Source organism: Bacillota bacterium (genome assembly GCA_040754315.1).
Lineage (GTDB): Bacteria > Bacillota > Sulfobacillia > DUSP01 > JBFMCS01 > JBFMCS01.
The window spans coordinates 1-23,140 of the sequence record JBFMCS010000040.1 but is presented as its reverse complement, the minus strand read 5'-3'; the positions used below and the strand labels follow the sequence as shown (position 1 = coordinate 23,140).

General features: G+C 61.5%; 20 protein-coding genes. 19 read left to right on the top strand and 1 reads right to left on the bottom strand.

What is annotated here, in order from left to right:
* Positions 1–670 precede the first annotated feature (670 nt).
* A complete protein-coding gene (locus AB1576_07910; protein MEW6081687.1) occupies positions 671–1,204 on the bottom strand; it encodes a DUF5698 domain-containing protein in 534 nt (177 codons plus the stop codon).
* Positions 1,205–1,497: 293 nt separating this feature from the next.
* Here AB1576_07910 and yqfC point away from each other — a divergent pair, with 293 nt between their 5' ends.
* The 19 genes from yqfC (at position 1,498) to AB1576_07815 (ending at position 23,108) form a co-directional block, all read left to right on the top strand.
* Complete coding sequence (gene yqfC, locus AB1576_07905; GenBank protein MEW6081686.1) at positions 1,498–1,785, top strand: sporulation protein YqfC; 288 nt, start codon at positions 1,498–1,500, stop codon at positions 1,783–1,785.
* A 14-nt stretch (positions 1,786–1,799) separates the two neighbouring features.
* Positions 1,800–2,957: a sporulation protein YqfD gene (locus AB1576_07900; protein MEW6081685.1), complete on the top strand. Its 1,158-nt coding sequence runs from the start codon at positions 1,800–1,802 to the stop codon at positions 2,955–2,957.
* 23 nt (positions 2,958–2,980) lie between these two features.
* Positions 2,981–3,967, top strand: coding sequence for a PhoH family protein (locus AB1576_07895; GenBank protein MEW6081684.1), 987 nt, complete (start codon positions 2,981–2,983; stop codon positions 3,965–3,967).
* Between the two features lie 17 nt (positions 3,968–3,984).
* Complete coding sequence (locus tag AB1576_07890; protein MEW6081683.1) at positions 3,985–6,108, top strand: HDIG domain-containing metalloprotein; 2,124 nt, start codon at positions 3,985–3,987, stop codon at positions 6,106–6,108.
* Positions 6,109–6,159: 51 nt separating this feature from the next.
* Positions 6,160–6,612 (top strand): rRNA maturation RNase YbeY, encoded by a 453-nt coding sequence (ybeY, locus tag AB1576_07885; protein ID MEW6081682.1) that lies wholly within the window; start codon positions 6,160–6,162, stop codon positions 6,610–6,612.
* The gene (locus AB1576_07880; GenBank protein ID MEW6081681.1) at positions 6,609–7,076 is read left to right on the top strand and encodes a diacylglycerol kinase family protein; all 468 of its coding nucleotides are present in this window, start codon (positions 6,609–6,611) and stop codon (positions 7,074–7,076) included. The genes ybeY and AB1576_07880 overlap by 4 nt, the downstream gene beginning before the upstream one ends.
* Before the next feature lie 4 nt (positions 7,077–7,080).
* The gene (locus AB1576_07875) at positions 7,081–8,121 is read left to right on the top strand and encodes a DUF3048 domain-containing protein (protein MEW6081680.1); all 1,041 of its coding nucleotides are present in this window, start codon (positions 7,081–7,083) and stop codon (positions 8,119–8,121) included.
* A 19-nt stretch (positions 8,122–8,140) separates the two neighbouring features.
* Positions 8,141–9,040 carry a GTPase Era gene (gene era, locus AB1576_07870; GenBank protein MEW6081679.1) on the top strand — a complete coding sequence of 300 codons (900 nt, stop codon included), beginning with the start codon at positions 8,141–8,143 and terminating at the stop codon, positions 9,038–9,040.
* Positions 9,041–9,184: 144 nt separating this feature from the next.
* Entirely contained in the window at positions 9,185–10,540 is a 1,356-nt protein-coding gene (mgtE, locus tag AB1576_07865) for a magnesium transporter (GenBank protein MEW6081678.1), read from the top strand.
* Between the two features lie 40 nt (positions 10,541–10,580).
* Entirely contained in the window at positions 10,581–11,366 is a 786-nt protein-coding gene (recO, locus tag AB1576_07860) for a DNA repair protein RecO (GenBank protein ID MEW6081677.1), read from the top strand.
* A 5-nt stretch (positions 11,367–11,371) separates the two neighbouring features.
* The gene (locus tag AB1576_07855; GenBank protein MEW6081676.1) at positions 11,372–11,803 is read left to right on the top strand and encodes a DUF4342 domain-containing protein; all 432 of its coding nucleotides are present in this window, start codon (positions 11,372–11,374) and stop codon (positions 11,801–11,803) included.
* A 297-nt stretch (positions 11,804–12,100) separates the two neighbouring features.
* Complete coding sequence (gene glyQ / locus AB1576_07850; protein ID MEW6081675.1) at positions 12,101–12,982, top strand: glycine--tRNA ligase subunit alpha; 882 nt, start codon at positions 12,101–12,103, stop codon at positions 12,980–12,982.
* A complete protein-coding gene (glyS, locus tag AB1576_07845; GenBank protein ID MEW6081674.1) occupies positions 12,983–15,061 on the top strand; it encodes a glycine--tRNA ligase subunit beta in 2,079 nt (692 codons plus the stop codon).
* Positions 15,062–15,092: 31 nt separating this feature from the next.
* Positions 15,093–15,914, top strand: a complete 822-nt coding sequence (locus AB1576_07840; GenBank protein MEW6081673.1) for a pyruvate, water dikinase regulatory protein — start codon at positions 15,093–15,095, stop codon at positions 15,912–15,914.
* Between the two features lie 2 nt (positions 15,915–15,916).
* Positions 15,917–18,592, top strand: coding sequence for a pyruvate, phosphate dikinase (gene ppdK / locus AB1576_07835; protein ID MEW6081672.1), 2,676 nt, complete (start codon positions 15,917–15,919; stop codon positions 18,590–18,592).
* Positions 18,570–19,574, top strand: coding sequence for a deoxyguanosinetriphosphate triphosphohydrolase (locus tag AB1576_07830; protein ID MEW6081671.1), 1,005 nt, complete (start codon positions 18,570–18,572; stop codon positions 19,572–19,574). Before ppdK ends, AB1576_07830 begins: the two co-directional genes overlap by 23 nt.
* 266 nt (positions 19,575–19,840) lie before the next feature.
* Positions 19,841–21,589 (top strand): DNA primase, encoded by a 1,749-nt coding sequence (gene dnaG / locus AB1576_07825; GenBank protein MEW6081670.1) that lies wholly within the window; start codon positions 19,841–19,843, stop codon positions 21,587–21,589.
* Positions 21,590–21,607: 18 nt separating this feature from the next.
* Positions 21,608–22,696, top strand: coding sequence for an RNA polymerase sigma factor RpoD (rpoD, locus tag AB1576_07820; protein MEW6081669.1), 1,089 nt, complete (start codon positions 21,608–21,610; stop codon positions 22,694–22,696).
* A gap of 112 nt (positions 22,697–22,808) precedes the next feature.
* The gene (locus tag AB1576_07815) at positions 22,809–23,108 is read left to right on the top strand and encodes a DUF6788 family protein (protein ID MEW6081668.1); all 300 of its coding nucleotides are present in this window, start codon (positions 22,809–22,811) and stop codon (positions 23,106–23,108) included.
* The last annotated feature ends 32 nt before the right edge of the window (positions 23,109–23,140 follow it).

Genomic DNA, 23,140 nt, shown 5'->3' with positions numbered 1-23,140 from the left:
CCTTCCACCTGCCTCACCCCTGGATGGTTTTACTAGCAGTATCGTGTCGTTCCCAGATCATGTTTAGCTCAGTCGCAACGTCTACCAGGTTGCTCTTTCGCCGTCATGGGGCTGGCATCCTCTATCGGCAGTGCCAGGTATGGGTTTTTCTGGGAATGGCCGGGCTTTGCCGGGTAGATTTGGAGAGTAAGCCTGCTCTTCATGGGGAGGTCGTGAAGGGCAATTTCCCGTTGGTCCCCTCTTCTGGTGAAGGGACCGGTGGGCGCTGTGTGCCTGCAAGGTCTTTCACGCCACATTGACTCCGGTAAGGGGATAGAGCGTGCCGCCAGGATAGGGGGAAGAGGGGACCGGTCTTGATAGAGTAGGCCGGCCTCTTTCAAGGCCCGCCCCTCAATGAACGGCTCATGTGGTTTTCCCACGAACCGCTCTACGTTGCTTACTCTCGAACGTCTGGAGCCGTTCCTGTGCACGGTCGTAGGCTTGAGCCCTTCGAGCCCAGTACTCCACATCGCCAGCCTTCCTTCGGCGCTGAGCCGCGGCCGCCATGCTCCTACGGTGCTTGATCACCGTTAGGAAGTCTTCGTCAGACATCGCTTCACTGGCGGTGGCGTCCCGAATGATCCGCTCGGCGTAAGCAAGTCCCGCCCCAACTGGAGGGGTATGGCAGGGACTATTTACCGTCCCTGAAGTGCATGAAACCCCGGTGCGCCTGGCGCGCGTCCAGCACTGTCACGAAGGCCGTGGGGTCCTTCCGGCGGATGAGGGACATTATGCGGGGGTAGGATTGCCTTTCAATAGTGCTGAAGAGCAACTTTATGGGCCCTTCGCGACCCTCGCCGTCCAGCATGGTCACCCCGAAGCCCGCCTCCCTCAGCTCCTTGGCCATCTCCTCAGGCAAGCGCTCCTTGGTGACCATCTCCACTGTATAAAAGCCAGCACCCATGCGGTCCTCCAGCAGGCTCCCCACGTAGGTGCCCACGGAAAAGCCCCCGGCGTAGAGGATCAGGTTCAGGGGGTCGTCAAGGGCGGTTATAATCCTGCCCAGCACCAGGACGTAGATGACACAATGGGCAAAGCCCATCAAGGACGCCTCGAGTTTCCGTCCCTTGACCGAGAACAGGCAACGCAGGGTGAATAAGGCTATACCTATGATCCGGGCGAAGAATACCAGCAAGTAGCCAAGAATAATCCCCAGGTCAGGCAAAATCCCTTCCCCGCTTTCGTGTCCAGGCCACCCGCGTGTGAAACCGGCGGGCATCAACTCGCTCTCCCTAGTAGATTTCTACCTCGCGGCCATATCCCCTGCACTCAGCCCCGTGATTAGACAGATTGCGCGGGTGCCCTATTCCAAGTAGTTTACCAGGGGCCCAAAGGGCTGGGGAGGCATCCTGCCATTCCCAGGGAGCGGTTCGGGCGTCCTCGATGCTGGGCGGCCGCCGTGTTGGTCAAGTGAGGCCAAACCCCACATATACTGTAATCTGAAAGGACGTGAAGCCATTGGGGAAACCACGGGGGAGCAAAGACCGAGAACTCAGGAAGCGCCTGGCTCACCTCTTGGACCTTCCTGACGACCTGCTCATGGACCTCCCCCGGCTCCACCTCCTGGGCAACGTGGAGCTCACCATCACAAACCACCGGGGTGTGATAGAGTACACCCCGGCCAGGGTCGTTGTGGGGGTGAGCGAGGGTCAGGTAGAGGTGTCCGGGGAGGGGCTCTCCATCGCCCACGTGCTCCCCGAGGAGCTCTGCATCGTGGGAAGGATCAGCTTCTTGTGCATGACCTGAAGGGGGCGAGCGCCTTGAGGGGGAGGGTGTGGAGGTACATCGACGGCAGCGTGAGCCTTCTCCTGGAGGGAGGCTCCCCCGAGCGGTTCCTGAACCTTGCCATGTCCCAGGGCATATACCCCTGGGACATGCGGTACGTCGAAGGCGCCCTCATCCTCTCAGTTCCTGCCAGGTGCTTTGGGCAACTGAGGGGAATAGCTAAGACCTCCGGCTGCCGGATCCGGATTACGGGCAAGTACGGCCTCCCCTTTGTCCTGGTCAAGGCCAGGCGCCGCCGGATGCTACTTGTGGGTGGCATCCTCTGTGCCGGGGCGATCTACATCATGGCCTCCATGGTATGGTTCATTGAGGTCACAGGCCTGGAGAGGATACCGCCCGAGGCTGTGCTGAAGGCCGCCAGGGGCCAGGGTCTTGCCCCTGGCACCCTTCGCAGCCGGCTGGATGTGGACGCCACCAGGAATGCCATTCTCCTTGAGACACCGGGCCTATCATGGGTAGGCATTCACCAGAAGGGCACCCTGGTGGTAATCGAGGTGGTCGAAAAGACCCTGCACCCAGACCCCTCCCAGGAGGAGCAGCCTGGTCCCATTGTGGCAAGGGACGACTCCTATGTCGTGGATGTCTTGGCCCTGCGGGGAAGGGCCGTGGTGGAGCCCGGGACCCTGGTGCGCAAGGGAGACGTGCTCATCGAGCCTGACCCGGAGACGGGAATGTCCCGGGGGATTGCCAAGGGCAAGTTCTGGTACCAGGGCTACGGGGAGTGTGGCTTTAGCCGCACCTGGACCGAGAGGACGGGAAGGAGCTCGAGGGGATATGTCTTGAAATGGAACGGCAGGGAGATACTGAACACGAGGAGGCCTGCATTCGCCCGGTTCGAAGAGGAGGCAACCGTGTGGGCCCTTCCTTCCTGGAGGAATCTGAATCTGCCCGTCGAACTCCATAGCGTAGAATACTACGAGATCAGGGTAATCCAGGAAACGCTCAGCCGCGAGATGGCCAGGCGGGTAGCCCTGAACAACGCGCTCAAGGCGGCCAGGGAGGTGCTGCCCCCGGGGGCCGAGAGGTCCGTGATCTGGGGAGAGGTGGCGGGTGAAGGCCCGGAACACATCGCCGCCAGGGTGACCATGGAGACCCTAGAGGACATCGCAGCTAGGCCGGGCGGGATCCAGTAGGATACGGGAGGTATTGGTGCCTATTGAGCACGAATAATGGGGCCGAGGCCCACGTGCTTCTGGAGGATAACGAGGAGGCCTTCCGGGTACTGGGCAGGCACGATCAAACGCTGAAGGCTGTGGAGAAGAGCTTCCAAGTGAAGATAGTGCCCCGGGGCAACGAGCTCATAATCACGGGGGACCCACAAGAGGTGGAGAGGGTTGCCACCCTTTTTCATCGCCTCCAGGATCTTTGCCGTTCCGGGAACGACCTTGGGGCAGCCGAGATTCGCTATGCCATTGAGCTCACCAAGTCCGGGGACGGCAGCCGACTCCGCGACATCTTCACCGACGTAATAGTGATTTCGGCCCGGGGCAAGCAGATCAAGCCCAGGACACTGGGGCAGAAGGAGTACGTGGAGGCCATTCGCAGGGACAACCTGGTATTCGGGATTGGGCCTGCGGGTACCGGGAAGACCTTTCTCGCCGTGGCCTGCGCTGTGCGGGCCTTCAAGAACCGGGAGGTGGGCAGGATCATCCTGACCCGCCCCGCGGTGGAGGCCGGAGAGAGGCTGGGCTTCTTGCCCGGGGACATCCAGGAGAAGGTGAACCCTTACCTAAGGCCGCTGTACGATGCCCTCTTTGAGATCTTGGGCATGGAGACCTTTGAGAAGTACGTAACCAGGGGCCTCATCGAGATCGCCCCCCTGGCCTACATGAGGGGGCGCACCCTGGATGATTCCTTCGTGATCCTGGACGAGGCCCAGAACACCACGTCTGAGCAGATGAAGATGTTTCTCACGCGGCTGGGCGTAGGCTCCAGGGCTGTCGTTACCGGTGATATAACGCAGGTGGACCTGCCCAAGGGGATCTCCTCGGGCCTGGACCAAGCCAGGGGAATCCTCCGGGACATCGAGGGCATATCCTTCACATACCTCACGGACAGCGACGTGGTTAGGCACGAGCTGGTCCAGAAGATAATCAAGGCCTACGAGAGATTCCAGGACAAGCGCCAGTCCGAGGACGGATAGGGCAAGGGGGCGGTAGTGTGGCGCTGGTTGGCCCTGGGAAGGCAAAAGATGCTGTCACGCCCCGCTTTACCCAGAGGGATTCGGTTTTCCGCAGGCTACTCGTGGGCGTGGTGCTGTTCCTGGTGTTCTGGGCCGTGCTCTACGGGAACGTTCTTCCTGACCGGGTAGTCCTGGAGGTGGGCGAGGCTTCTCCTAGTGACGTTCCCGTACCCCGTGAAACCGTGAACCGGCTTGAGACGGAACGGCTGAGAAAGGAAGCCGCCGATGCCATTCCCGACGTGTATCACGAGGATTCCTCGGCGCTGGGAGAGGCCCTGGAGGAAATAAAAGCGGCCTTCGCTGGGGTCGAGGCCATCCTGGCTGACGTTGAACTGGGTGAGGAGGCAAAGCTCATCGCCCTTCAGGAGGGCTGGGGTTCTCACTTCCCCGAGGACACCCTTGCCAGCCTGGCCCTGGTGAGCCCCCAGGAACTGGCTGAGGCCAGGGTAGCTATGGAGGCACTGGTCACGACGTTGATGGTGTCTGGGATCAAGCCGGATACCCTGGAAAACTACAGGCGCCAGGTGGACATGGAGACTGAGGCCATGGCGCTGCCGGGCGAGCTGAAGCAGTTCTCCGCATGGGTGGCGAAGTCATCCCTCAGGGCAAACCTGGTATACAATGCCCAGGAGACTGAGGCCCGCCGCCAGGCCGCCATAGAACAGGTGCTCCCGGTGAAGCTGGCCAGGGGCGAGGTAATCGTCAGGAAGGGCCAGAAGGTTACTGAGGATCACATGGCACTCCTGGAGGACCTGGGGCTGGTACACTCCGGCCCAGACATATCCGACCTGGTGGGCTCAGGGCTCCTCAGCGGGATCCTGGTGGGTTCCGTGGCCCTGTACCTGAGGCTGTTCAACAGGGATGTCTCCGAGAGCGAGTCGCGGCTGGTCCTCCTCGGTTTGATGGCGGCTGTCACACTCCTCATCGCCCAGGTCTTCCAGCCCATCTCTGGCTTCCTGGCACCAGTGGCGGCGGGAACCATGCTCATGGCCACCCTAATCGAGCCGCGCCTGGCGGTGGTATCAGGGGTGATCCTCAGCGTCATGGTATCGGTCATGAACGGCTGGGACATGAGGTTCTTCCTGGCGGGAACCGTGGGGGGCCTCATGGGCGTCCTGGGTGTCTCCAGGGTGGGGCAGCGCTCCGATTTCATGAGAGCGGGCTTCCTGGTAAGCAGCGCGGTGGTAGCGGTTGTTGTTACCTCCCACCTGATAATGGGTGCATCCCTGAGCGACCTGGCCTCATGGAGGAGCCTCCTCTGGGGTGCCCTCAACGGCATTGTCTCGGCCATACTTACCATGGGATGCCTCCCATATCTTGAAATCCTCTTCCAGGTGATGACCCCCATGAAGCTGATCGAGCTCTCGAACCCCAACAGGCCACTCTTACGGAGGCTTCTCATGGAGGCCCCGGGCACGTATCATCACAGTGTCATGGTGGCAAACCTGGCGGAGGCGGCCACCGAGGCCGTTGGAGGGGATTCCCTGCTGGCCAGGGTAGGTTCGTACTACCATGATGTGGGGAAGGTCAAGCGCCCCTACTTCTTCATTGATAACCAGTTCGGACTGGAGAACCCCCATGACAGGCTGTCTCCCAGCCTGAGCACCCTGATCGTGACCTCCCATGTCAAGGATGGGTTGGAACTAGCGCGGGAGCACAAGGTTCCCGAGCCTGTCCAGGAATTCATAAGGAGCCATCACGGCACCAGCCTCGTCTCATACTTCTACAGCCGGGCCGCGGAGGAAGGAAAATGCGAGGGCGTGCCGGAATCCGACTTCCGCTACGACGGCCCGAAACCCAGCACCCGGGAGACCGCCATCGTTATGCTGGCGGATGGCGTGGAGGCAGCCGTGAGGTCCCTGACCAAGCCCACTCCGGCACGGGTGGAGGGCGTGGTGAAGAAGATAATCAAGGAAAGGCTGTACGATGGCCAGCTGGATCACAGTGATCTTACCTTCAAGGACCTGGATGCCATCGGGGATGCCTTCGTGAAGGCCCTTTCCGGGATGTTGCACCCTCGCATCGAGTATCCTGAGAGCGTGCTCCGGGAGATGGAGAGGCAAAAGAACGGCGCCAAGATCTCCGCACACGGCCAGGGCTGATCTCTACTGGCTGCCATCCAGTGGCGCCCGTGAGAGGGGAATCCAAGCCCAATGGAAGTGGTTTGCATAGATAGGCAGGACAAGGTGCCGCTGGGCAAGGGGGTGCGGGACCTGGTCCGGAGAGCCGCCCGGGAGGCGGCTCGCGTCGCTGGCGGGGAGATCAAGGGCGAGCTGAGTGTTGCCTTAATGGATGATGAGACCATTACCGAGTTGAACCGGCGTTTCCTCGGGCACGACTACCCCACGGACGTCCTGGCCTTCCCTCCCGGGGAGACTAGGCCCGGGCGCAGCGCCAGGGTTGCCGGGGACATTGCTATCTCTGTGGAGACCGCATCGCGCCAAGCCCAGGAGTATGGTATAACCCTGGACCAGGAGATCGCCCTCCTGGTGGCCCATGGTGTGCTCCACCTCCTGGGCTATGATGATGCGCCCGGCATGGAGGAAGAAATGAGAAAGAAGGAGGCCCAGGTGCTTTCGGCCCTGGGGTATGGGCAACGGGAATGAAGCGCAGAGTCCTTGCGGAGTCCTTCGCCTTTGCCCTGGAGGGTGCCGCTTACGTGTGGCGTACCCAGCGGAACGCCAGGATTCACGCCTTCTTGGGATACCTGGCCATCAGTCTTGCGCTGATCCTGGGTGTGGGCCGGCTGGAGCGGCTTCTGGTGGTGCTTGCGGTGACCTCGGTGGTTGTAGTGGAGCTGCTCAACACCGCTATTGAGGCATCCGTTGACATTCACGTGAAGGGGTATCATTGCCTAGCCAAGACCGCCAAGAATGTGGCGGCCGGGGGTGTGCTGGTGACGGCGGCCATGAGTGTGGTTGTGGGATTGGAGGTGTTCGGTCCTGAGCTGAAAAGACTCCCGGAGGCGGTCCAGGCTTGGGCCCGGTCATCACCCCTGCTGTTTTACCTGTGGGTTTCCGGTGCAATCCTCTTTGCCAGGGAGGCTTTGAGGAGCGGGAAAGGAGGCTAGGGAGATGGTCATGGCAAGACAGTACCTGGGCTTTCTCCTGGCGCTGGCGGTAGGGATAGTGGGCCTTTCCAGCTGCGGCCAGAACCGGAATAAGCCGGTGGAGGTGCCCGAGGAGCCTCCGGATGAGAATGAGGTTTCCGCTCCAGAGCCCGTGCCCTTCCGGTGTCCCTTGGATGGAACCGCCGTAGATGAGGAGGTCCTGGGGCTCAGGGCAGTGGCTGTCTCGGTGGACAATCACCCTGAGGCGAGGCCGCAGGCGGGACTCTCCGAGGCCTGCCTGGTTTATGAACTCCCGGTGGAGGGCGGGCTCACGCGCTACCTCGCCGTCTACCTCCACGGCCTGCCGGAGACGGTGGGCCCGGTAAGGAGCGCGCGTCCCTACTTCCTGGACTATGCATCGGGCCATGAGGCAGTGCTGGTCCATGCCGGGGCCAGCCCGGCCGCCAGCCAGGAGATGGAAAAGATGAGGTTTCCCAGCCTCAACGATATGAAGGGAGACCGGGTCTTCTGGCGTTCCCCGGACCGCAACATGCCACACAACCTCTACAGCGGCATGACGAAGATCCGTGATGTCCTGGTGAGCATGGGGATGGAGGGGGTCACCACCTCGAGTCACCCCTTTGAGGTGGGCAAGGCCCCCCGGGGCGCCCCCTCAGAGAGCCTCTCTATCCAGTACCCTGGAGATGGCCCAAAGGTTGAGTTCACCTATGATAGCGCTGGCCTTCACTACCGCCGGAGCGTGAACGGCCAGCCCGACACCGACCTGGCGGGAGGCGATCCCCTCCTTGCCAGGAACGTGGTGGTGCAGTTCGTGAAGGCCTGGATCATCCCAGGTGACCCCGAGGGCCGGATGGATGTGGAATCCTGGGGAGAGGGGAAGCTTCTGGCCTTCTCCGAGGGGTGCGTCAGGGAGGGCACGTGGAAGAGACAGGACCGCCTTGCCCCTCTGGTATTCCTGGATGAAGCAGGGGAGAGCCTGGTGCTGGTCCCGGGGCAGACCTGGGTGGAGGTCGTCCATGACAAGGTTGTGGTGAAATACCAGTGAAAGACGAGGGCAAGGAGGGGTGAGACTGGCCGAGTTCCGATCGGGTTTCGCGGCGGTGGTGGGCCGGCCCAACGTGGGGAAGTCCACCCTGGTAAACACACTGGTAGGGCATAAGGTGGCCATCGTGTCTCCGAAGCCCCAGACAACACGGGACCGCATATCCGCGGTGCTCACTGGGCCAGACTACCAGGTGGTGTTCGTGGATACGCCTGGCATCCACAAACCCCAGCACCGGTTGGGAAGCCACATGGTGAACACCGCCATCTCAACCCTTTCAGGCGTGGACATTGTCCTCTTTGTCGTGGAAGCGCACCGCCCGGCGGGGAAGGGGGACCTTTACGTCTCTGAAAGGCTGGGGGATATCCCTGTCCTGCTGGTGGCGAACAAGATGGACCTGGTCAGGGGTGGCAGCTTGGTGGCCCTGGAGAACTATACCAGCCTGCTATCTCCAGGGTGGGGCTTCCTGGCTGTGTCTGCCGTCACCGGCCAGGGCCTTCCCTTGCTCTTGGGGAGGGTAAGGGAGGCGATGCCCCCAGGCCCCGCCTACTACCCTGAGGATGCCGTCACGGACAGGTCCGAGCGCTTCATGCTGGGTGAGCTGGTCAGGGAGAAGGTTCTCAGCCTCTGCCGGGATGAGGTTCCCCATTCGGTGGCTGTGAGCGTGGAGGGTGTCTCCCCCAGGCCCAATGGCGTTACATACGTGGCGGCCACAGTAGTGGTGGAGAAGACCTCTCAAAAGGGCATAATCATAGGAGAGGGCGGCAGGATGCTCAGGGAGATAGGGCGCTTGGCCCGGGTAGACATGGAGAGACTACTGGGAAATCAGGTATACCTTGACCTCTGGGTGAAGGTGAAGGAGGAGTGGAGGAACCGGGAGGCCTTCCTAAGGTCCCTCGGGTACGACGGTTCCAGGCTCTAGAGGTTGTCCCGGGACGCCTGGATGAGCCAGGAGCAGATAGGTCCGCCCATATGGGCGAGGCCTTTTGTTTTCCTTGATTTACTGCTATAATACGGGGGGCAGGGCCCGGGAGGCCCCACGTCCAGCTGAAGGGGGGGCGCGCGAGTGAGACTAGACATGGAACTAGTGAACAGGATCCAGGATCTGGTGGACGCGGGGAGGCGGGAGGAGCTGTGTGCCATCCTAAAGGATCTCCACCCAGTGGACCTGGCGGAGCTCCTGGCCCAGATGGATTCCGACACTGCCAGGGCCTACGTGCTCCTACTGCTGCCAGGCGAGGATGCCGCCCTGGTAATGCAGGAACTGGAGTACGATGTCCAATCCCGCCTCCTTGAGACCCTAGAACCCTCCCAGGCCTCAAGGGTTCTAGAGGAAATGTCCAGCGATGACCTGGCGGACCTCCTGGCCCAGGTGCAGCCGGGCAGGGCCCAGGAGATCATGGAGCTCCTGGAGGACGCCGAGGATGTCAGGGAACTCCTCACCTACAAGGAAGACAGCGCTGGCGGTATCATGACCACTGAGTTCATAGCCCTGCAAGAGGACATGACAGCCCATGAGACCATAGAAACCCTGCGGCGATTGGCGCCAGATGCCGAGACCGTTTACTACCTCTATGTCATCAACGGGGGAGGACGCCTCACCGGGGTGCTCTCCCTGAGAGACCTCATAGTCGCCCAGCCCCAGGTGCTGCTCAAGGACATCATGGAGACCAACGTCGTGAGCGTGGATGTCACCACAGACCAGGAAGAGGTTGCGAAGGTGGTATCCAAGTACGACCTCCTGGCCGTGCCGGTGGTGGGCCACGATGGGGTGCTTGAGGGGATCGTCACCTTCGACGACGTCATAGACGTGCTGGAGCAAGAGGCCACCGAGGACATCTACCGCATGGCTGGAGCAGGTTCCGGTGAGGCTGACGACCTGGTGAAGGGAGGTCCCTGGCTCAGGATGGGCAGGCGCCTGCCCTGGCTCGTCATCCTGCTGTTCGTTGGCTTCCTGTCGGCAAATGTCATCAGGGGGTTTGCCTCTACGCTGGAAAGTGTTGTGGCGCTGGCCTACTTCATCCCCGTTCTCATAGACATGGGCGGGAACGTGGGCACCCAGTCCTTCGCTGTCGTGGTCAGGGGGCTGGCCACAGGCGAGGTGGAGCGAAAGGACCTCATCCGCGTGATGCTCCGGGAGGCCCAGGTGGGCGTGCTGCTGGGCGTGGCCTGCGGCACCCTGGTGGCACTGGCAGCCTTCATGTGGCAGGGCTCGCCCATCCTGGGGGCCGTCGTAGGGCTGTCCATGAGCCTGACACTGTTGATCGCAGCAGTTGTTGGGGCAGTGGTTCCCATGGTGGTTGACCGGTTCGGGATGGACAGTGCTGTTGCGTCAGGCCCCCTCATCACCACCATCATTGACGTGAGCGGGCTTCTTATATACTTTTCCATGGCCACCAGCCTCATGGAGAGACTCATCTAGGGATACAACCCCATTTCCGGGCCATGATAGAGGTGACGGCATGGGTCCCTACAAGGCTCGGGCCATAGTTCTCAAGTCCAGGGACTTCCAGGAGGCCGACAGGGTAGTAACCCTGTTGTCCGACCGGCACGGCAAGATCGAGGCAGTGGCCAGGGGGGCCAGGCGGACCAGGAGCCAGCTAGGCGGGGCCACCCAGCCCTTTTGTCTAGTGACAGCCTCGTTCTACCCTGGGAAGACCATGGATACCATGAGTCAAGCCGAGGTAACCGAGGGGTTCAGGGTTCTCCGGGAGGACCTGGAACTCCTGGCGAACGCATCGTACTTGTGCGAGCTTGTGGACGAGTCCATGGGTCTTCGTGATGCCACCCCAGGGGCCTATCCCTTGTTGCTGAAAGCCTTTGGCCTGCTCAGGGATGGGCACCCGCCGGCCACGGTGAGGCATATGTTCCAGCTGAGGTTCCTAGGGATCCTGGGCATTGGGCCCGGGCTGGATCGTTGCCTGGGATGCGGCAGGGAGGTTTTAGACCCCTTCTTCTCCCCGGGGCAGGGTGGCGTGCTCTGCCACACCTGCGGGTCAGGCCAAGGGGCCGGGCGCCTCTCCCGGCAGGCGCTGGAGTGCATGAAGGCCCTGTTGAGGCTTGAACCTGGTCTTTCAGGGCGCCTGGTCATAGATGCCCGGACTGAACGGGAAATGTGTCTTGCCCTGGACGGCTACATCCTCTGGCACCTGGACAAGAAGCTGAAATCCCTCAGTTTCCTCAAACAGCTGGGAGCTCGGGAGGAGCAAGGTGATAGATGTGGAAGAAGCACTGAAGAAGAGAGGTGATAGATGTGGAAGAAGACCTGAAGAAGGTTGAGCTGGTCAAAGAGAAGGCCAAGGTGGGATGGGCCGAGGCCAGTGAGGCCCTGGAGGCCGCCGGCGGCGATATTGTTGGAGCCCTGGCCTGGCTGGAGGAGCGGGATAAGAGGTCTACCTGGACAGAGAGACTGGCCGTGCAGGGTGAGGAGATCATTAACGTCTTCTCCCGTGTTATAAGGGAGGGGAACGTCACCCGGGTGGTCCTGAAGAAGGATGACAGGGTGGTGCTGGATGTGCCCCTAACCCTTACCCTGGTCGGCGTGGTGCTGGCGCCCGCCCTGGCCATCCTGTCCATGCTTGTGGCCCTGGGCTCCCAGTGCAGCATGGAGCTGGAACGCTGGGGAAAGCGAGGCCAAGGGGCGGCAGAGACCGCCAAGAAGGAATGGCGCCAGGAGGAGGAGTAAGAGGAGACGAGGCTCTAGAAACACTTGTCCCTGGCATTTTGTATAGAGTGGCTGTGAACGGGAAAAGTAGCGGGGAACCAGGCTCAGAGAGCCGGGTGGCTGGGTGTGAGCCCGGACCTGGAGAGCCGTGAAGGCGCCCGGGAGCCTGAGGAAGAACCCCCGGCAAAAACCGGGGCAGTAAAACCTCGGAAAAGAGAGGGCCCTTCGGGGTCAAACAGGGTGGAACCGCGGGAGAGGCCTCCCGTCCCTGTCAGTCAACCTGGCTGGGATGGAGGCTTAAGTTTTACGTGAGGAGGTATGGGAGTGTACTTCCAGGACATGGTCATCGCGCTGGAACGCTACTGGGCCGAGTACGGTTGCGTCATAGCCCAGCCCTACGATGTGGAGAAAGGGGCGGGCACAATGAATCCCTCCACATTCCTGAGGTCCCTGGGGCCTGAGCCATGGAAGGTGGCCTACGTGGAGCCTTCTCGCAGGCCTGCCGATGGGAGATACGGCGAAAACCCTAATCGCCTGTACCAGCACCACCAGTACCAGGTTGTCCTGAAACCCTCCCCAGATGATGCCCAGGGTGTCTACCTGGAGAGCCTGAGGGCCATAGGCATCGATCCCCTCGCTCACGACATTCGCTTCGTTGAGGATGACTGGGAGGCTCCCACGCTTGGGGCCTGGGGCCTGGGGTGGGAGGTTTGGCTGGATGGCATGGAGGTCACACAGTTCACCTACTTCCAGCAGGTCGGGGGGATTGACTGCCGCCCCGTGCCCGTTGAGCTCACCTATGGCCTGGAGCGCCTGGCCGCCTACATCCAAGGGGTGGACAACGTGTTCGAGATCATGTGGGCGCCGGGGATAAGCTACGAGCAACTGTTCCGGCCCAATGAGACCGAGCAGTCACGCTACAGTTTCCAGGAGGCAGATGTGGACATGCTGGAACACAGCTTCGGGGTATATGAGGCTGAGGCCAGGCGGCTGGCTGAGGGGGACATGGTGCTGCCCTCATATGACTACGTACTGAAGTGCTCCCATACCTTTAACCTGCTGGATGCCAGGGGGGCCATCAGTGTGACTCAGCGCACCGGCTACATTGCCAGGGTGAGGGGCCTGGCCCGCCTGGTGGCCCAGGCCTACCTAAGGCAAAGGGAGAGCCTGGGCTATCCCCTCCTGAAGGAGGTGTCCTAGTTGAGACAGCTTCTTCTGGAGATCGGCTGTGAGGAGATACCCGCAGGTTTCATGCCCGGGGCCTTGAGGGCCTTGGAGGATGCCACGGCCCGGGCGCTGGAGGCCGCACGCCTGCCCTTTGAGAGGGTAAGGGCGGTTGGCACCCCGCGGAGGCTTGCTGTCATGTGCTCCAGGGTGGCAAAAGACCAGGAAGACCAGGTGGTAGAGGTGAAGGGGCCCCCTGAGGCGGCGGCCTTTGACACCAGAGGCGTGCCCACCCGGGCGGCGGAGGGGTTCGCGCGCTCGCAAGGGGTCGGCGTGGGAGACCTGGTGGTCAAGGAGTTAACCCAGGGAAGGTACGTCTTCGCGCTGCGGCAGGAGAAGGGCCGGGGTGCCCTGGAGGTCCTGCCCGGTGTCCTGGCCTCCATAGTGGAGCAGGTGGAGTTCCCCAAGAGCATGAGGTGGGGAAGGGGCGAGTTCAGGTTCGCACGCCCTATCCGCTGGCTTGTGGGGATGTTCGGTTCCGATACCGTGGCCTTCCAGGCGGCAAACCTCAGAGCAGGTAATCTCTCCAGGGGACACCGGTTCCTCTACCCTGAGCCCTTCCCGCTCAATTCGGCCCAGGACTACCCCGAGGCCTTGAGGGAAAGGGGCGTCATAGTGGACCAGGATGAGCGCATGGCGGCCATCCTGCGGGGCGTGGCATCTGCCGCCCGTGAGGCTGGAGGCAGGCCCCGGGTGGACGAAGACCTCCTGGGGGAGGTAGCGTACCTCGTGGAGAACCCGGTTGCGTTCTGGGGATCCTTTGACCCCTCCTACCTGACCCTCCCGGAAGAGGTCCTTGTGACCTGCATGAAGCATCACCAGAAGTACTTCCCGGTGGAGGCTGGTGACGGGGGACTCCTGCCCCGTTTTGTGGCTTTGAGGAACGGGGGCACGGAGGGCCTTGACCTGGTGCGCATTGGAAACGAGCGCGTCCTCAGGGCACGGCTGGCTGATGCCCGCTTCTTCTTCGAGGAAGACTCCAGGACGACCCTGGAGGAACGGGTACCCGAACTGGACCGGGTTACCTTCCAGGAGACCCTGGGTTCCATGGGTGACAAGGCCAGGCGTCTCCAGGGGCTTGTGGGGGATCTGGGTGCCAGGGCTGGATTGGATGAGGGCACCCTTGACCGGGCACGAAGGGCGGCGATTCTCTGCAAGGCGGACCTGGTCACCCACATGGTGGTGGAATTCCCCGAGCTCCAAGGCGTGATGGGCAGGGAATACGGGCTCAGGTCGGGTGAGGACCCCAGGGTCGCCACGGCCATCTTTGAGCACCACCTGCCGCGCTTCTCCGGGGACCCGGCGCCCCAGTCCAGGGAAGGCGCCCTCCTTGCACTGGCGGACAAGCTGGACACCGTAGTAGGGTGTTTCCTTGCCGGCATACAGCCCACGGGGTCCAGCGACCCCTACGGTCTAAGGAGGCAGGCACTGGGGGTGGTATTGTGCCTCCTGGAATCGGGCCTCCGGGTGAGCCTTGAGGGCAGCCTTGAGGCAGCCCTCGGCAGCTACCCCGGTTCGAGGGAACTCCCCGAGGGTATCAAGGAGTTCTTCACCCAGCGCCTCAGGGGTATCATGGTGGAGAAGCGTCTTCAGCATGAGGTAATAGAGGCGGTAATGGCCAGGGAGGCAGGGTACCTTCCCGTCACGCTTTCCATGGCAGAGGCCCTGGATGCCTTCGTGCGAGGCCAAGGAGGAGAGGACCTGCTCACCGCCTATCGCCGCTCGGCGAACCTGGCTGGCAAGGCCGGGAGCATCGAGGCAGACCCCGCGCTCTTCAGGTCCGCCAGCGAAGGCGAACTCCACGAGGCCCTGGCTCGCGTGACCGGCCAGGCCCGGAGGGCCCGGGAGTCCGGGGACTGGGACGCATACTTCTCGGCCCTGTCCAGCCTGAGGGGGCCCGTGGACCGCTTCCTCGACGATGTCCTGGTCATGGAGCCTGACACCCAGATCCGGGAGAACCGCCTCGGCCTCTTGAAAGGAGTGGCCAGCCTCCTGGGGGAGAGCGCTGATCTGGGCAAGATCCACATGGAAGGATCTTCAGGGCAAAAAGAATAATAGGTACGCAAGATGACGGGAGGGGAAGACATTGGAGGGGAAGGCCCAGAGGCGCGTGCCCTCGGTGTTCGTGGTGTCCGACGCCCTGGGGGAGACAGCCGAGCTGGTGGCCCGGGCCGCGGCCAGCCAGTACCCCAGGGACCTGGAGTTCAGGCGTATCCCCAGGGTCAAGGACGAGCAGGCTATACAGTCCATAGTGAAAGAGGCATCCGAGCAATCCGCCGCCATAATATACACGTTCATTCTCCCGCACCTCAGGGATGCCATGCGCCGTGAGGCCGAGGGGAAGGGCATCCCCACTGTGGACGTGATGGGCCCTGCCATGGAGGCCTTGGCGCAGGTAACGGGGGAGGAGCCTCACCTTGAACCCGGCAGGGTATACAAGCTGGATGAGGAGTACTTCCGCCGGGTGGAGGCCGTTGAGTTCAGCGTGAAGTCGGATGACGGGAAGGACCCCAGGGGCTTATTGGAGGCTGATGTGGTGCTCCTGGGCATCTCCCGCACGTCAAAAACCCCGGTCAGCCTCTACCTGGCCCAGCGGTGTCACAAGGTATCCAATGTGCCCCTGGTACCTGAGGTGGAACTGCCCAAGGAGCTATGGTCCGTGAAGCGCGAGAGGATCGTGGGCCTCACCATAGCGCCGGAGCAGCTGCTAGAGATAAGGCAGGAGAGACTCAAGGTCATTGGGTTGAACCCCACCGCCAGCTATGCGGACCCCGCCAGGATACTCATGGAACTGGAGTATGCGGACGAGGTGTTCCGCCGGCTGGGATGCGCCGTGGTGGACGTCACGAACAGGGCCGTGGAGGAAACAGCGTCCCAGGTCATCAGCATAATCGTACGAGGGGGATAACGATGGGGGAATACCTCTACTTCTTCGAGGAAGGCCAAGCGGACATGTGGGCGCTCTTGGGGGGTAAGGGAGCCAACCTGGCGGAAATGACCAGGATAGGGCTGCCGGTGCCCCCTGGGTTCACTGTGACTACCGAGGCCTGCATACGATACTACAATAGCGGGAAGAGATTCCCCGAGGGTCTTGAGGAACAGGTAGCCGCCGGGGTTAAGGGGATCGAGGCCAGGACAGGCCGGGTCTTCGGAGATGTGTCCAGGCCCCTCCTGGTTTCCGTGAGGTCCGGTGCTGCCTTCTCCATGCCCGGGATGATGGACACTATACTGAACCTGGGCCTCAACGATGACACGGTCGAGGGCCTCGCCCGGGAGACCCAAGATGAGCGGTTTGCCTATGACTGCTACAGGCGGTTCATCCAGATGTTCGGGAACGTGGTTCTCAAGGTGGAGCACGACCAGTTCGAATCTGCCCTGGCGAGATTCAAGGGTAGCGTGGAGGCGGTAACCGACCAGGACCTCAAGGCGGGCCACCTGAAGACGCTGGTCAGGGAGTTCAAGAACATCATTCTTGCCCAGTCCGTGGAGGAATTCCCCCAGGATCCGCGGAGGCAGTTGCTCATGGCGGTGAGGGCAGTGTTCGAATCCTGGGACAACGACAGGGCCGTGGTGTACCGGCGGGTTCACCGTATCCCCGACAACCTGGGGACTGCCGTCAATATACAGGTGATGGTATTCGGGAACATGGGCGAGACCTCGGGGACCGGGGTGCTCTTCACGCGGAACCCCTCCACGGGCGAAAAGGGGCTCTACGGGGAGTACCTGCTGAATGCCCAGGGCGAGGACGTGGTGGCGGGGCTGAGAACACCTAAGCCCATCCAGGCCCTGGACGGGGAGATGCCCAGCGTGTACGAGGTGCTCCGGGACACGGCCAAACTCCTGGAGGATCACTACGGTGACATGCAAGACATCGAGTTCACCATAGAAAAGGGCAGGCTCTACATGCTGCAGACCCGTACTGGCAAGAGGACGGCCCGGAGCGCCGTGAAGGTGGCGGTGGACATGGTACGGGAGGGGCGGATCACCCAGGAGGAGGCCTTGCTCCGTGTGGAGCCCGAGCAGATCTCCAAGCTCCTTCACCGTGCCGTGGATCCTGCTGCCAGGCTTAATGCCTTCGCCAAGGGCTTGCCGGCGTCCCCTGGCGCCGCCACGGGAAGGGTGGTCTTCAGCGCCGACTTGGCTGAGGAGATGGGGAAGCGGGGGGAGAGGGTGATACTGGTCCGCCCTGAGACCACCCCCGATGACATGCACGGGATCGTCCAGGCCGAGGGAATACTCACCAGCAGGGGAGGAATGACCTGCCACGCGGCCATAGTGGCCCGGGGTATGGGGAAGCCAGGCATAGTGGGGGCCGAGGGCATAAGCATAGACCTGGAGAAGAGGGAATTCGTGTCTTGCGGGGTTACGGTGCGCCAAGGGGACATCATATCCCTGGACGGGGGAACCGGCCAGGTCATGCTAGGGGAGGTTCCCCTAGTGGATCCGGAGCTGGGATGCGAGTTCCAGATCCTCCTTGACTGGGCGGACAAGACGAGGCGGCTTGGGGTAAGGGCCAACGCCGATACGCCGGAGGACGCCCGCCGGGCGCGGGAGTTCGGGGCCGAAGGGATCGGTCTTTGCAGGACCGAGCACATGTTTATGGCCCAGGATCGCTTGCCTGTGGTCCAGGAAATGATCCTTGCTGACAATGAGGAGCAGCGAAGGCAGGCGCTGGAGAGACTCCTGCCCATGCAGGAAGAGGACTTCCGCGAGATCCTCATGGCCATGGAGGGCTACCCTGTTACGATAAGGTTACTGGATCCTCCCCTACACGAGTTCCTTCCCAATACTCACGAGCTGGTGGAGGAGCTGGCCTCCGCCAAGGCCCAGGGGTTCTGGAAGCCAGAGATAGAGCACAAGGAGGGGCTCTTGAGGAAGGCCCGGGGACTGGCGGAGGCAAACCCAATGCTGGGTTTCCGGGGGTGCCGGCTGGGCGTGGTGTACCCGGAGATCTACGAGATGCAGACCAGGGCCATCTTCCAAGCGGTGGCGGCCCTCATCGGCGAGGGCCGGGACGTGAGGCCCGAGGTGATGATACCCCTGGTTAGCCACGAGCAGGAGCTGGCCTTCCTCAGGGAAAGAGTGGAGACCGTGGCGGAAGAGGTAATGAGAAAGACCGGTGTCAAGTTCCCGTACCATGTGGGGACCATGATAGAGGTGCCCAGGGCTGCCTTGACGGCAGACCGGGTGGCGGTTCATGCTGACTTCTTCTCCTTCGGCACCAATGACCTCACCCAGACAACCTATGGTTTTAGCCGGGATGATGCCGAGGCACGGTTCCTCCACCACTACCTGCAGGCTAAGATTCTGCCTAATAATCCATTTGAGGTGCTTGACGAGGAGGGCGTGGGGAGCCTCATAGCCATGGCTGTGAGCCTGGGGCGGAAGACGAAGGACTTGAAGATAGGCATCTGTGGGGAGCACGGGGGCGAACCCCGCTCAATAGACTTTTGTCACAGGACGGGCCTGGATTATGTGAGTTGCTCACCCTACAGGGTGCCCGTGGCTCGGCTGGCGGCGGCCCAGTCCGAGGTGCGGCCCAAGCGGACAGGAGGGGGCCCGGTTGGAGCCCAGGGAGCTCACTGAAGAACTTGAGGAGATGAGCCTTTCTCCTCACGCTATGAGGAGCCGCGACTCCCGGGGAAGGGAGAGGCCCGAGCCCTTGTGCCCGGTAAGGACCTGTTACCAGAGGGACCGGGATAGGATAATCCACTCCAAGGCATTCAGGAGGCTTAAGCACAAGACACAGGTGTTCGTGATCCCCGAGGGGGATCACTTCAGGACCCGTCTCACCCATACCCTTGAGGTATCCCAGATCGCCCGGACCATTGCCCGGGCGCTCAGGCTCAACGAGGACCTCACGGAGGCAGTGGCGCTGGGCCATGACCTGGGTCACACACCCTTCGGTCACGGGGGAGAGGAGGCCCTGAGGGAGGTCCTGGCCGAGGTTGATCCCCCGCGAACCTTCGACCACAACGTGCAGAGCCTGCGTGTGGTGGATATCCTGGAGAGGGGAGAGGGTCTCAATCTCACCTGGGAGGTGAGGGACGGCATCCTTAACCACACAGGCGACCTTGAGCCGGGGACGCTGGAGGGCAAGGCCGTGAAGATATCGGACCGGATTGCCTACATCAACCACGACATCGACGATGCCCTGCGAGGTGGCATTCTTCAAGAAGAAGACCTGCCTCGCGACTGCATCCAGGTGCTGGGGAGCCGGCACTCGGAGCGAATAGACACCATGGTCAGGGACGTCATCTCCAGTAGCCGGGGGCGGGACTCCATCTCGATGAGCGCCTCTGTGGGCGAGGCCACCAGGAGGCTAAGGGAGTACCTCTTCCGCACCGTATACGTGGGTTCCGCAGCCAAGCGGGAGGAGGACAAAGCCAAGAGGTTGCTGAAGCGCCTGTACTGGTACTACCGGGACAATCCCGGGCTCCTGCCGGAGGAGTCAGACAGCGACCTTGACAATGCTGTTACCGACTACGTCGCAGGGATGACCGACAGGTTCGCAGTGGCGCAGTACCAGCGACATTTCCTCCCGGGATCCTGGAGACTTGAGGAGTAAGGAGAGGCGGGGTCCGGAAGGACAACTCCTTGGGACGGAGAATACCCATGGGGTAGGGTCAGGATAGCATCCGAGCCCAAGGGGGTATGGCCTTCTCTCAGACGGTCAGTGCGCATCACAATGCACGTGGCGGGAAGCCATCCTCCGGTAACTTGAGGGTGTGTTTTTGTTCCTCGCAGGAGGGCAGGAAAACACCTCTTGCCGCCGAAGAGACAAAATGGTGCGAAGGGTGATTTCTCTTGAGGGGGGCCTGGGGAGAAGACGCGGTGGAACAGGTCAGGGCCCGCACCGACATCGTCGAGGTGGTGTCCGGCCATGTCCTTCTGAAGAAGGCTGGCAAGAACTACCTGGGGCTTTGTCCTTTCCACTCGGAGAAGACGCCTTCTTTCACCGTGTCCCCGGAGAAGCAGCTCTTTTATTGTTTCGGGTGCCAGGAGGGCGGAGACGTCTTCACCTTCCTTGAGAAGAAGGAGGGCATGAGTTTCCGGGAGGCCTTGGAGCACCTGGCTGAGGCAGCTGGGGTTTGCCTGCCTGAGGCCGAGGACCCGGCATCCAGGAGGCGGGCTGCCTTGGTGGAAGCCCTGGAGTTGGCTGCGGGGTTCTACAGGACTACCCTGCAAAGGTCAGAAGCAGCCGGGTTGGCCAGGGCATACTTGGAGCGCAGGGGTGTAAGGCCTGAGATCATTGAACGGTTTGGGCTCGGCTACGCGCCGGGTGAATGGGACGCCATGTGCCTGGCTTTAAGAAGGAAGAAGGTCAGTGAGGAAGTGCTGTTACAGGCAGGCTTGGCTGGCCGGAGGACTACCGGAGGGGTCTATGACCGCTTTCGAAATAGGATCATGTTCCCGATCAGGGATGTGTCTGGGAGGGTCATCGGGTTCGGCGGCAGGACCCTGGACGACAGCGGACCCAAGTACCTGAACTCGCCGGAGACCCCGGTGTTCCGTAAGGGCCACTGCCTCTACGCTCTCAACTTAGCCAGGGAGGCCGTCAGGCGTTTGGGCCGGGCTGTAGTGGTGGAGGGCTACATGGATGTGGTGGCTAGTCACCAGGCGGGCGTGGAGAACGTTGTGGCGTCCCTGGGGACTGCCCTCACTGAGGAGCAGGCCCGGCTGGTCCTGCGGTATGTGGAGGAGGCAGTCATGGCCTATGACGCCGATGCCGCCGGGGAGGCAGCGACACTGAGGGGCCTGGATGTGTTCAGTGCCATGGGGTGCCGGGTGAAGGTGGCGACGCTGCCGGAAGGCCAGGATCCCGATGACATAGTAAGGCAGGGGGGCAAGGAGGCGCTGGAGGCTGTGCTTGACCAGGCCCTCCCCCTGGTGGAGTACCGGCTGGCCAGGTCCATTAAGGGTGTGGGCACCAAGACAGTGGAGGGGAAGGTCAAGGTCAGCGAGGAAATGGTGCCAGTGCTTGGTCGCATAAGAAACGCCGTTGAGAGATCATCTTACATAAGAATGGTGGCCGCGCGGTTGGGGGTCGAGGAGGCCGCCCTCGGGGCGGAGGTGAACAAGCACAGGGCCGGGCGGCATAAAAAGGTTCTTGACAGGCATAATAGAGTAGATAATGCAGAGACAGGAAAAAAGACTGGCGGGGACTTCGCCGGAGAGCGGGTAGAACTGGACCTGGTACGACTGATGTTGCAGTACCCGGAGACAATACCAATGGTGCGGGAGCATCTCGGCGATGGCTTCAAAGACTCCAGGTGTGGGGCCATAGCCAAGGCGCTCTACGCCGTGGAGGGCAAGAGGTCGACTCCACCGGCGTTGCTGGACATGCTATCTGGGGAGGAGGGCATGCTCCTCACCAGGATCTCCGTGGAGTCTATTGAGTACACGGACCCACTGAAGGCTGTACGGGACTGCCTGGCGACGCTGGAGAAGAGAAAGGCCTTGGCGAGGCTCAATGAGATCCAGCAGGCCATAAGAAGTGCTGAGGCGGATGGGCTACTCCCGGATACCCGGCTTCTCGAGGAGTACCAGGGGATCGTTAGGGGATTGAAGGGCTCAGCCTAGAAGGATGAGAGGTTGGTAATGCACGTGCTAAAGATCGAGGGACTAAGGGAACTCATAGACAGGGGAAAGAAGAGGGGTGTCCTGAGCTACCAGGAGATCATGGATTCCCTCCAGGGCATCGCGCTCACCCCTGAGCAGATCGAGGAGGTATACGACACCCTCAGTGAGCTGGGCATTGAGGTGGTCGGCGAGATCCCCGACCGGGACGAGACTCCTCCCTTGGCCGAGAGGGAGCAAGAGCCTGGGGATGAGGTGGACCTTTCCGTTCCCGAGGGCGTGGCCATTGACGACCCTGTCAGGATGTACCTCAAGGAGATCGGGAAGGTGCCCCTGCTGACCGCGGAGAACGAGGTGAGCCTGGCCAAGCGCATCGAGGCGGGAGACGAACAGGCCAAGCGCCAGCTGACCGAGGCTAACCTCAGGCTTGTGGTGAGCATCGCCAAGAAGTACGTGGGGCGGGGGATGCTGTTTCTTGACCTGATCCAGGAAGGTAACCTCGGGCTCATAAAGGCCGTGGAGAAGTTCGACTACCGTAAGGGCTACAAGTTTTCGACGTATGCCACCTGGTGGATACGCCAGGCTATAACCAGGGCCATTGCGGACCAAGCGCGGACCATCAGGATACCGGTACATATGGTGGAAACCATAAACAAGCTCATCAGGGTGTCCCGCCAGCTCCTACAGGAACTGGGAAGGGAGCCGTTGCCCGAGGAGATAGCCGCTGAGATGGATGTCCCGGTGGAGAGGGTCCGGGAGATCATGAAGATAGCCCAGGAGCCCGTATCCCTGGAGACACCGATAGGCGAGGAAGAGGACAGCCATCTCGGTGACTTCATAGAGGATGAGGATGCCCCGGCTCCGGCAGAGGCGGCCTCCTTCATGCTATTGAAGGAGCAGCTGGAGGAGGTCCTGGACAGCCTTACCCTGCGGGAACAGCGTGTGCTTAGGCTACGCTTTGGACTGGACGACGGGCGTGCCCGTACCTTGGAAGAGGTGGGCCAGGTCTTCGGAGTGACCAGGGAGAGGATAAGGCAGATTGAGGCAAAGGCCTTGAGAAAACTGCGTCACCCGTCTAGGTCCAAGAAGCTCAAAGACTACCTGGAGTAGTCATAGTCGTCCCGATCGTCACGAAGGGTGCACGACAATTATGTGATTCATTATTTACCGCTGTTATTTTTGCGCTATTCTGGAGGTACTAACACATCCGAGAGGGTGGCTTATGTCTTTCGAGGAGGAACGGCTGGAAGCGGAACGGGAGCGGCTTTACCAAGAGTTATCCAGAACTGGCGACTTCCGGCGGGGCTCGATTAGCGCTACCTATCGCCGCTGCGGCAAGCTTAACTGCGTCTGCGCACAGCCGGATGATCCCGGTCATGGTCCTCGATATCTTTTGACCACAAAAGTAAACGGAAAAACCTATGCCAGGAAGTCCGGCCTGGCCCAGAGATGGAAAAGGTTAAGGATGAGGTGGCCAATCACCAGAAATTCAGGGAACTGGTTAAAGATATCATTGAGGTAAATGAAATAATCTGTGATATCAAAGAAGCGGAA

Bases quoted from the DNA above. Each gene is read 5' to 3' on its own strand.
- rpoD (MEW6081669.1), top strand. From the start codon at position 21,608: ATGCACGTGCTAAAGATCGAGGGACTAAGGGAACTCATAGACAGGGGA.
- ppdK (MEW6081672.1), top strand. From the start codon at position 15,917: ATGGGGGAATACCTCTACTTCTTCGAGGAAGGCCAAGCGGACATGTGG.
- AB1576_07815 (MEW6081668.1), top strand. From the start codon at position 22,809: ATGTCTTTCGAGGAGGAACGGCTGGAAGCGGAACGGGAGCGGCTTTAC.
- AB1576_07880 (MEW6081681.1), top strand. From the start codon at position 6,609: ATGAAGCGCAGAGTCCTTGCGGAGTCCTTCGCCTTTGCCCTGGAGGGT.
- ybeY (MEW6081682.1), top strand. From the start codon at position 6,160: ATGGAAGTGGTTTGCATAGATAGGCAGGACAAGGTGCCGCTGGGCAAG.
- recO (MEW6081677.1), top strand. From the start codon at position 10,581: ATGGGTCCCTACAAGGCTCGGGCCATAGTTCTCAAGTCCAGGGACTTC.
- glyQ (MEW6081675.1), top strand. From the start codon at position 12,101: ATGGGAGTGTACTTCCAGGACATGGTCATCGCGCTGGAACGCTACTGG.
- AB1576_07875 (MEW6081680.1), top strand. From the start codon at position 7,081: ATGGTCATGGCAAGACAGTACCTGGGCTTTCTCCTGGCGCTGGCGGTA.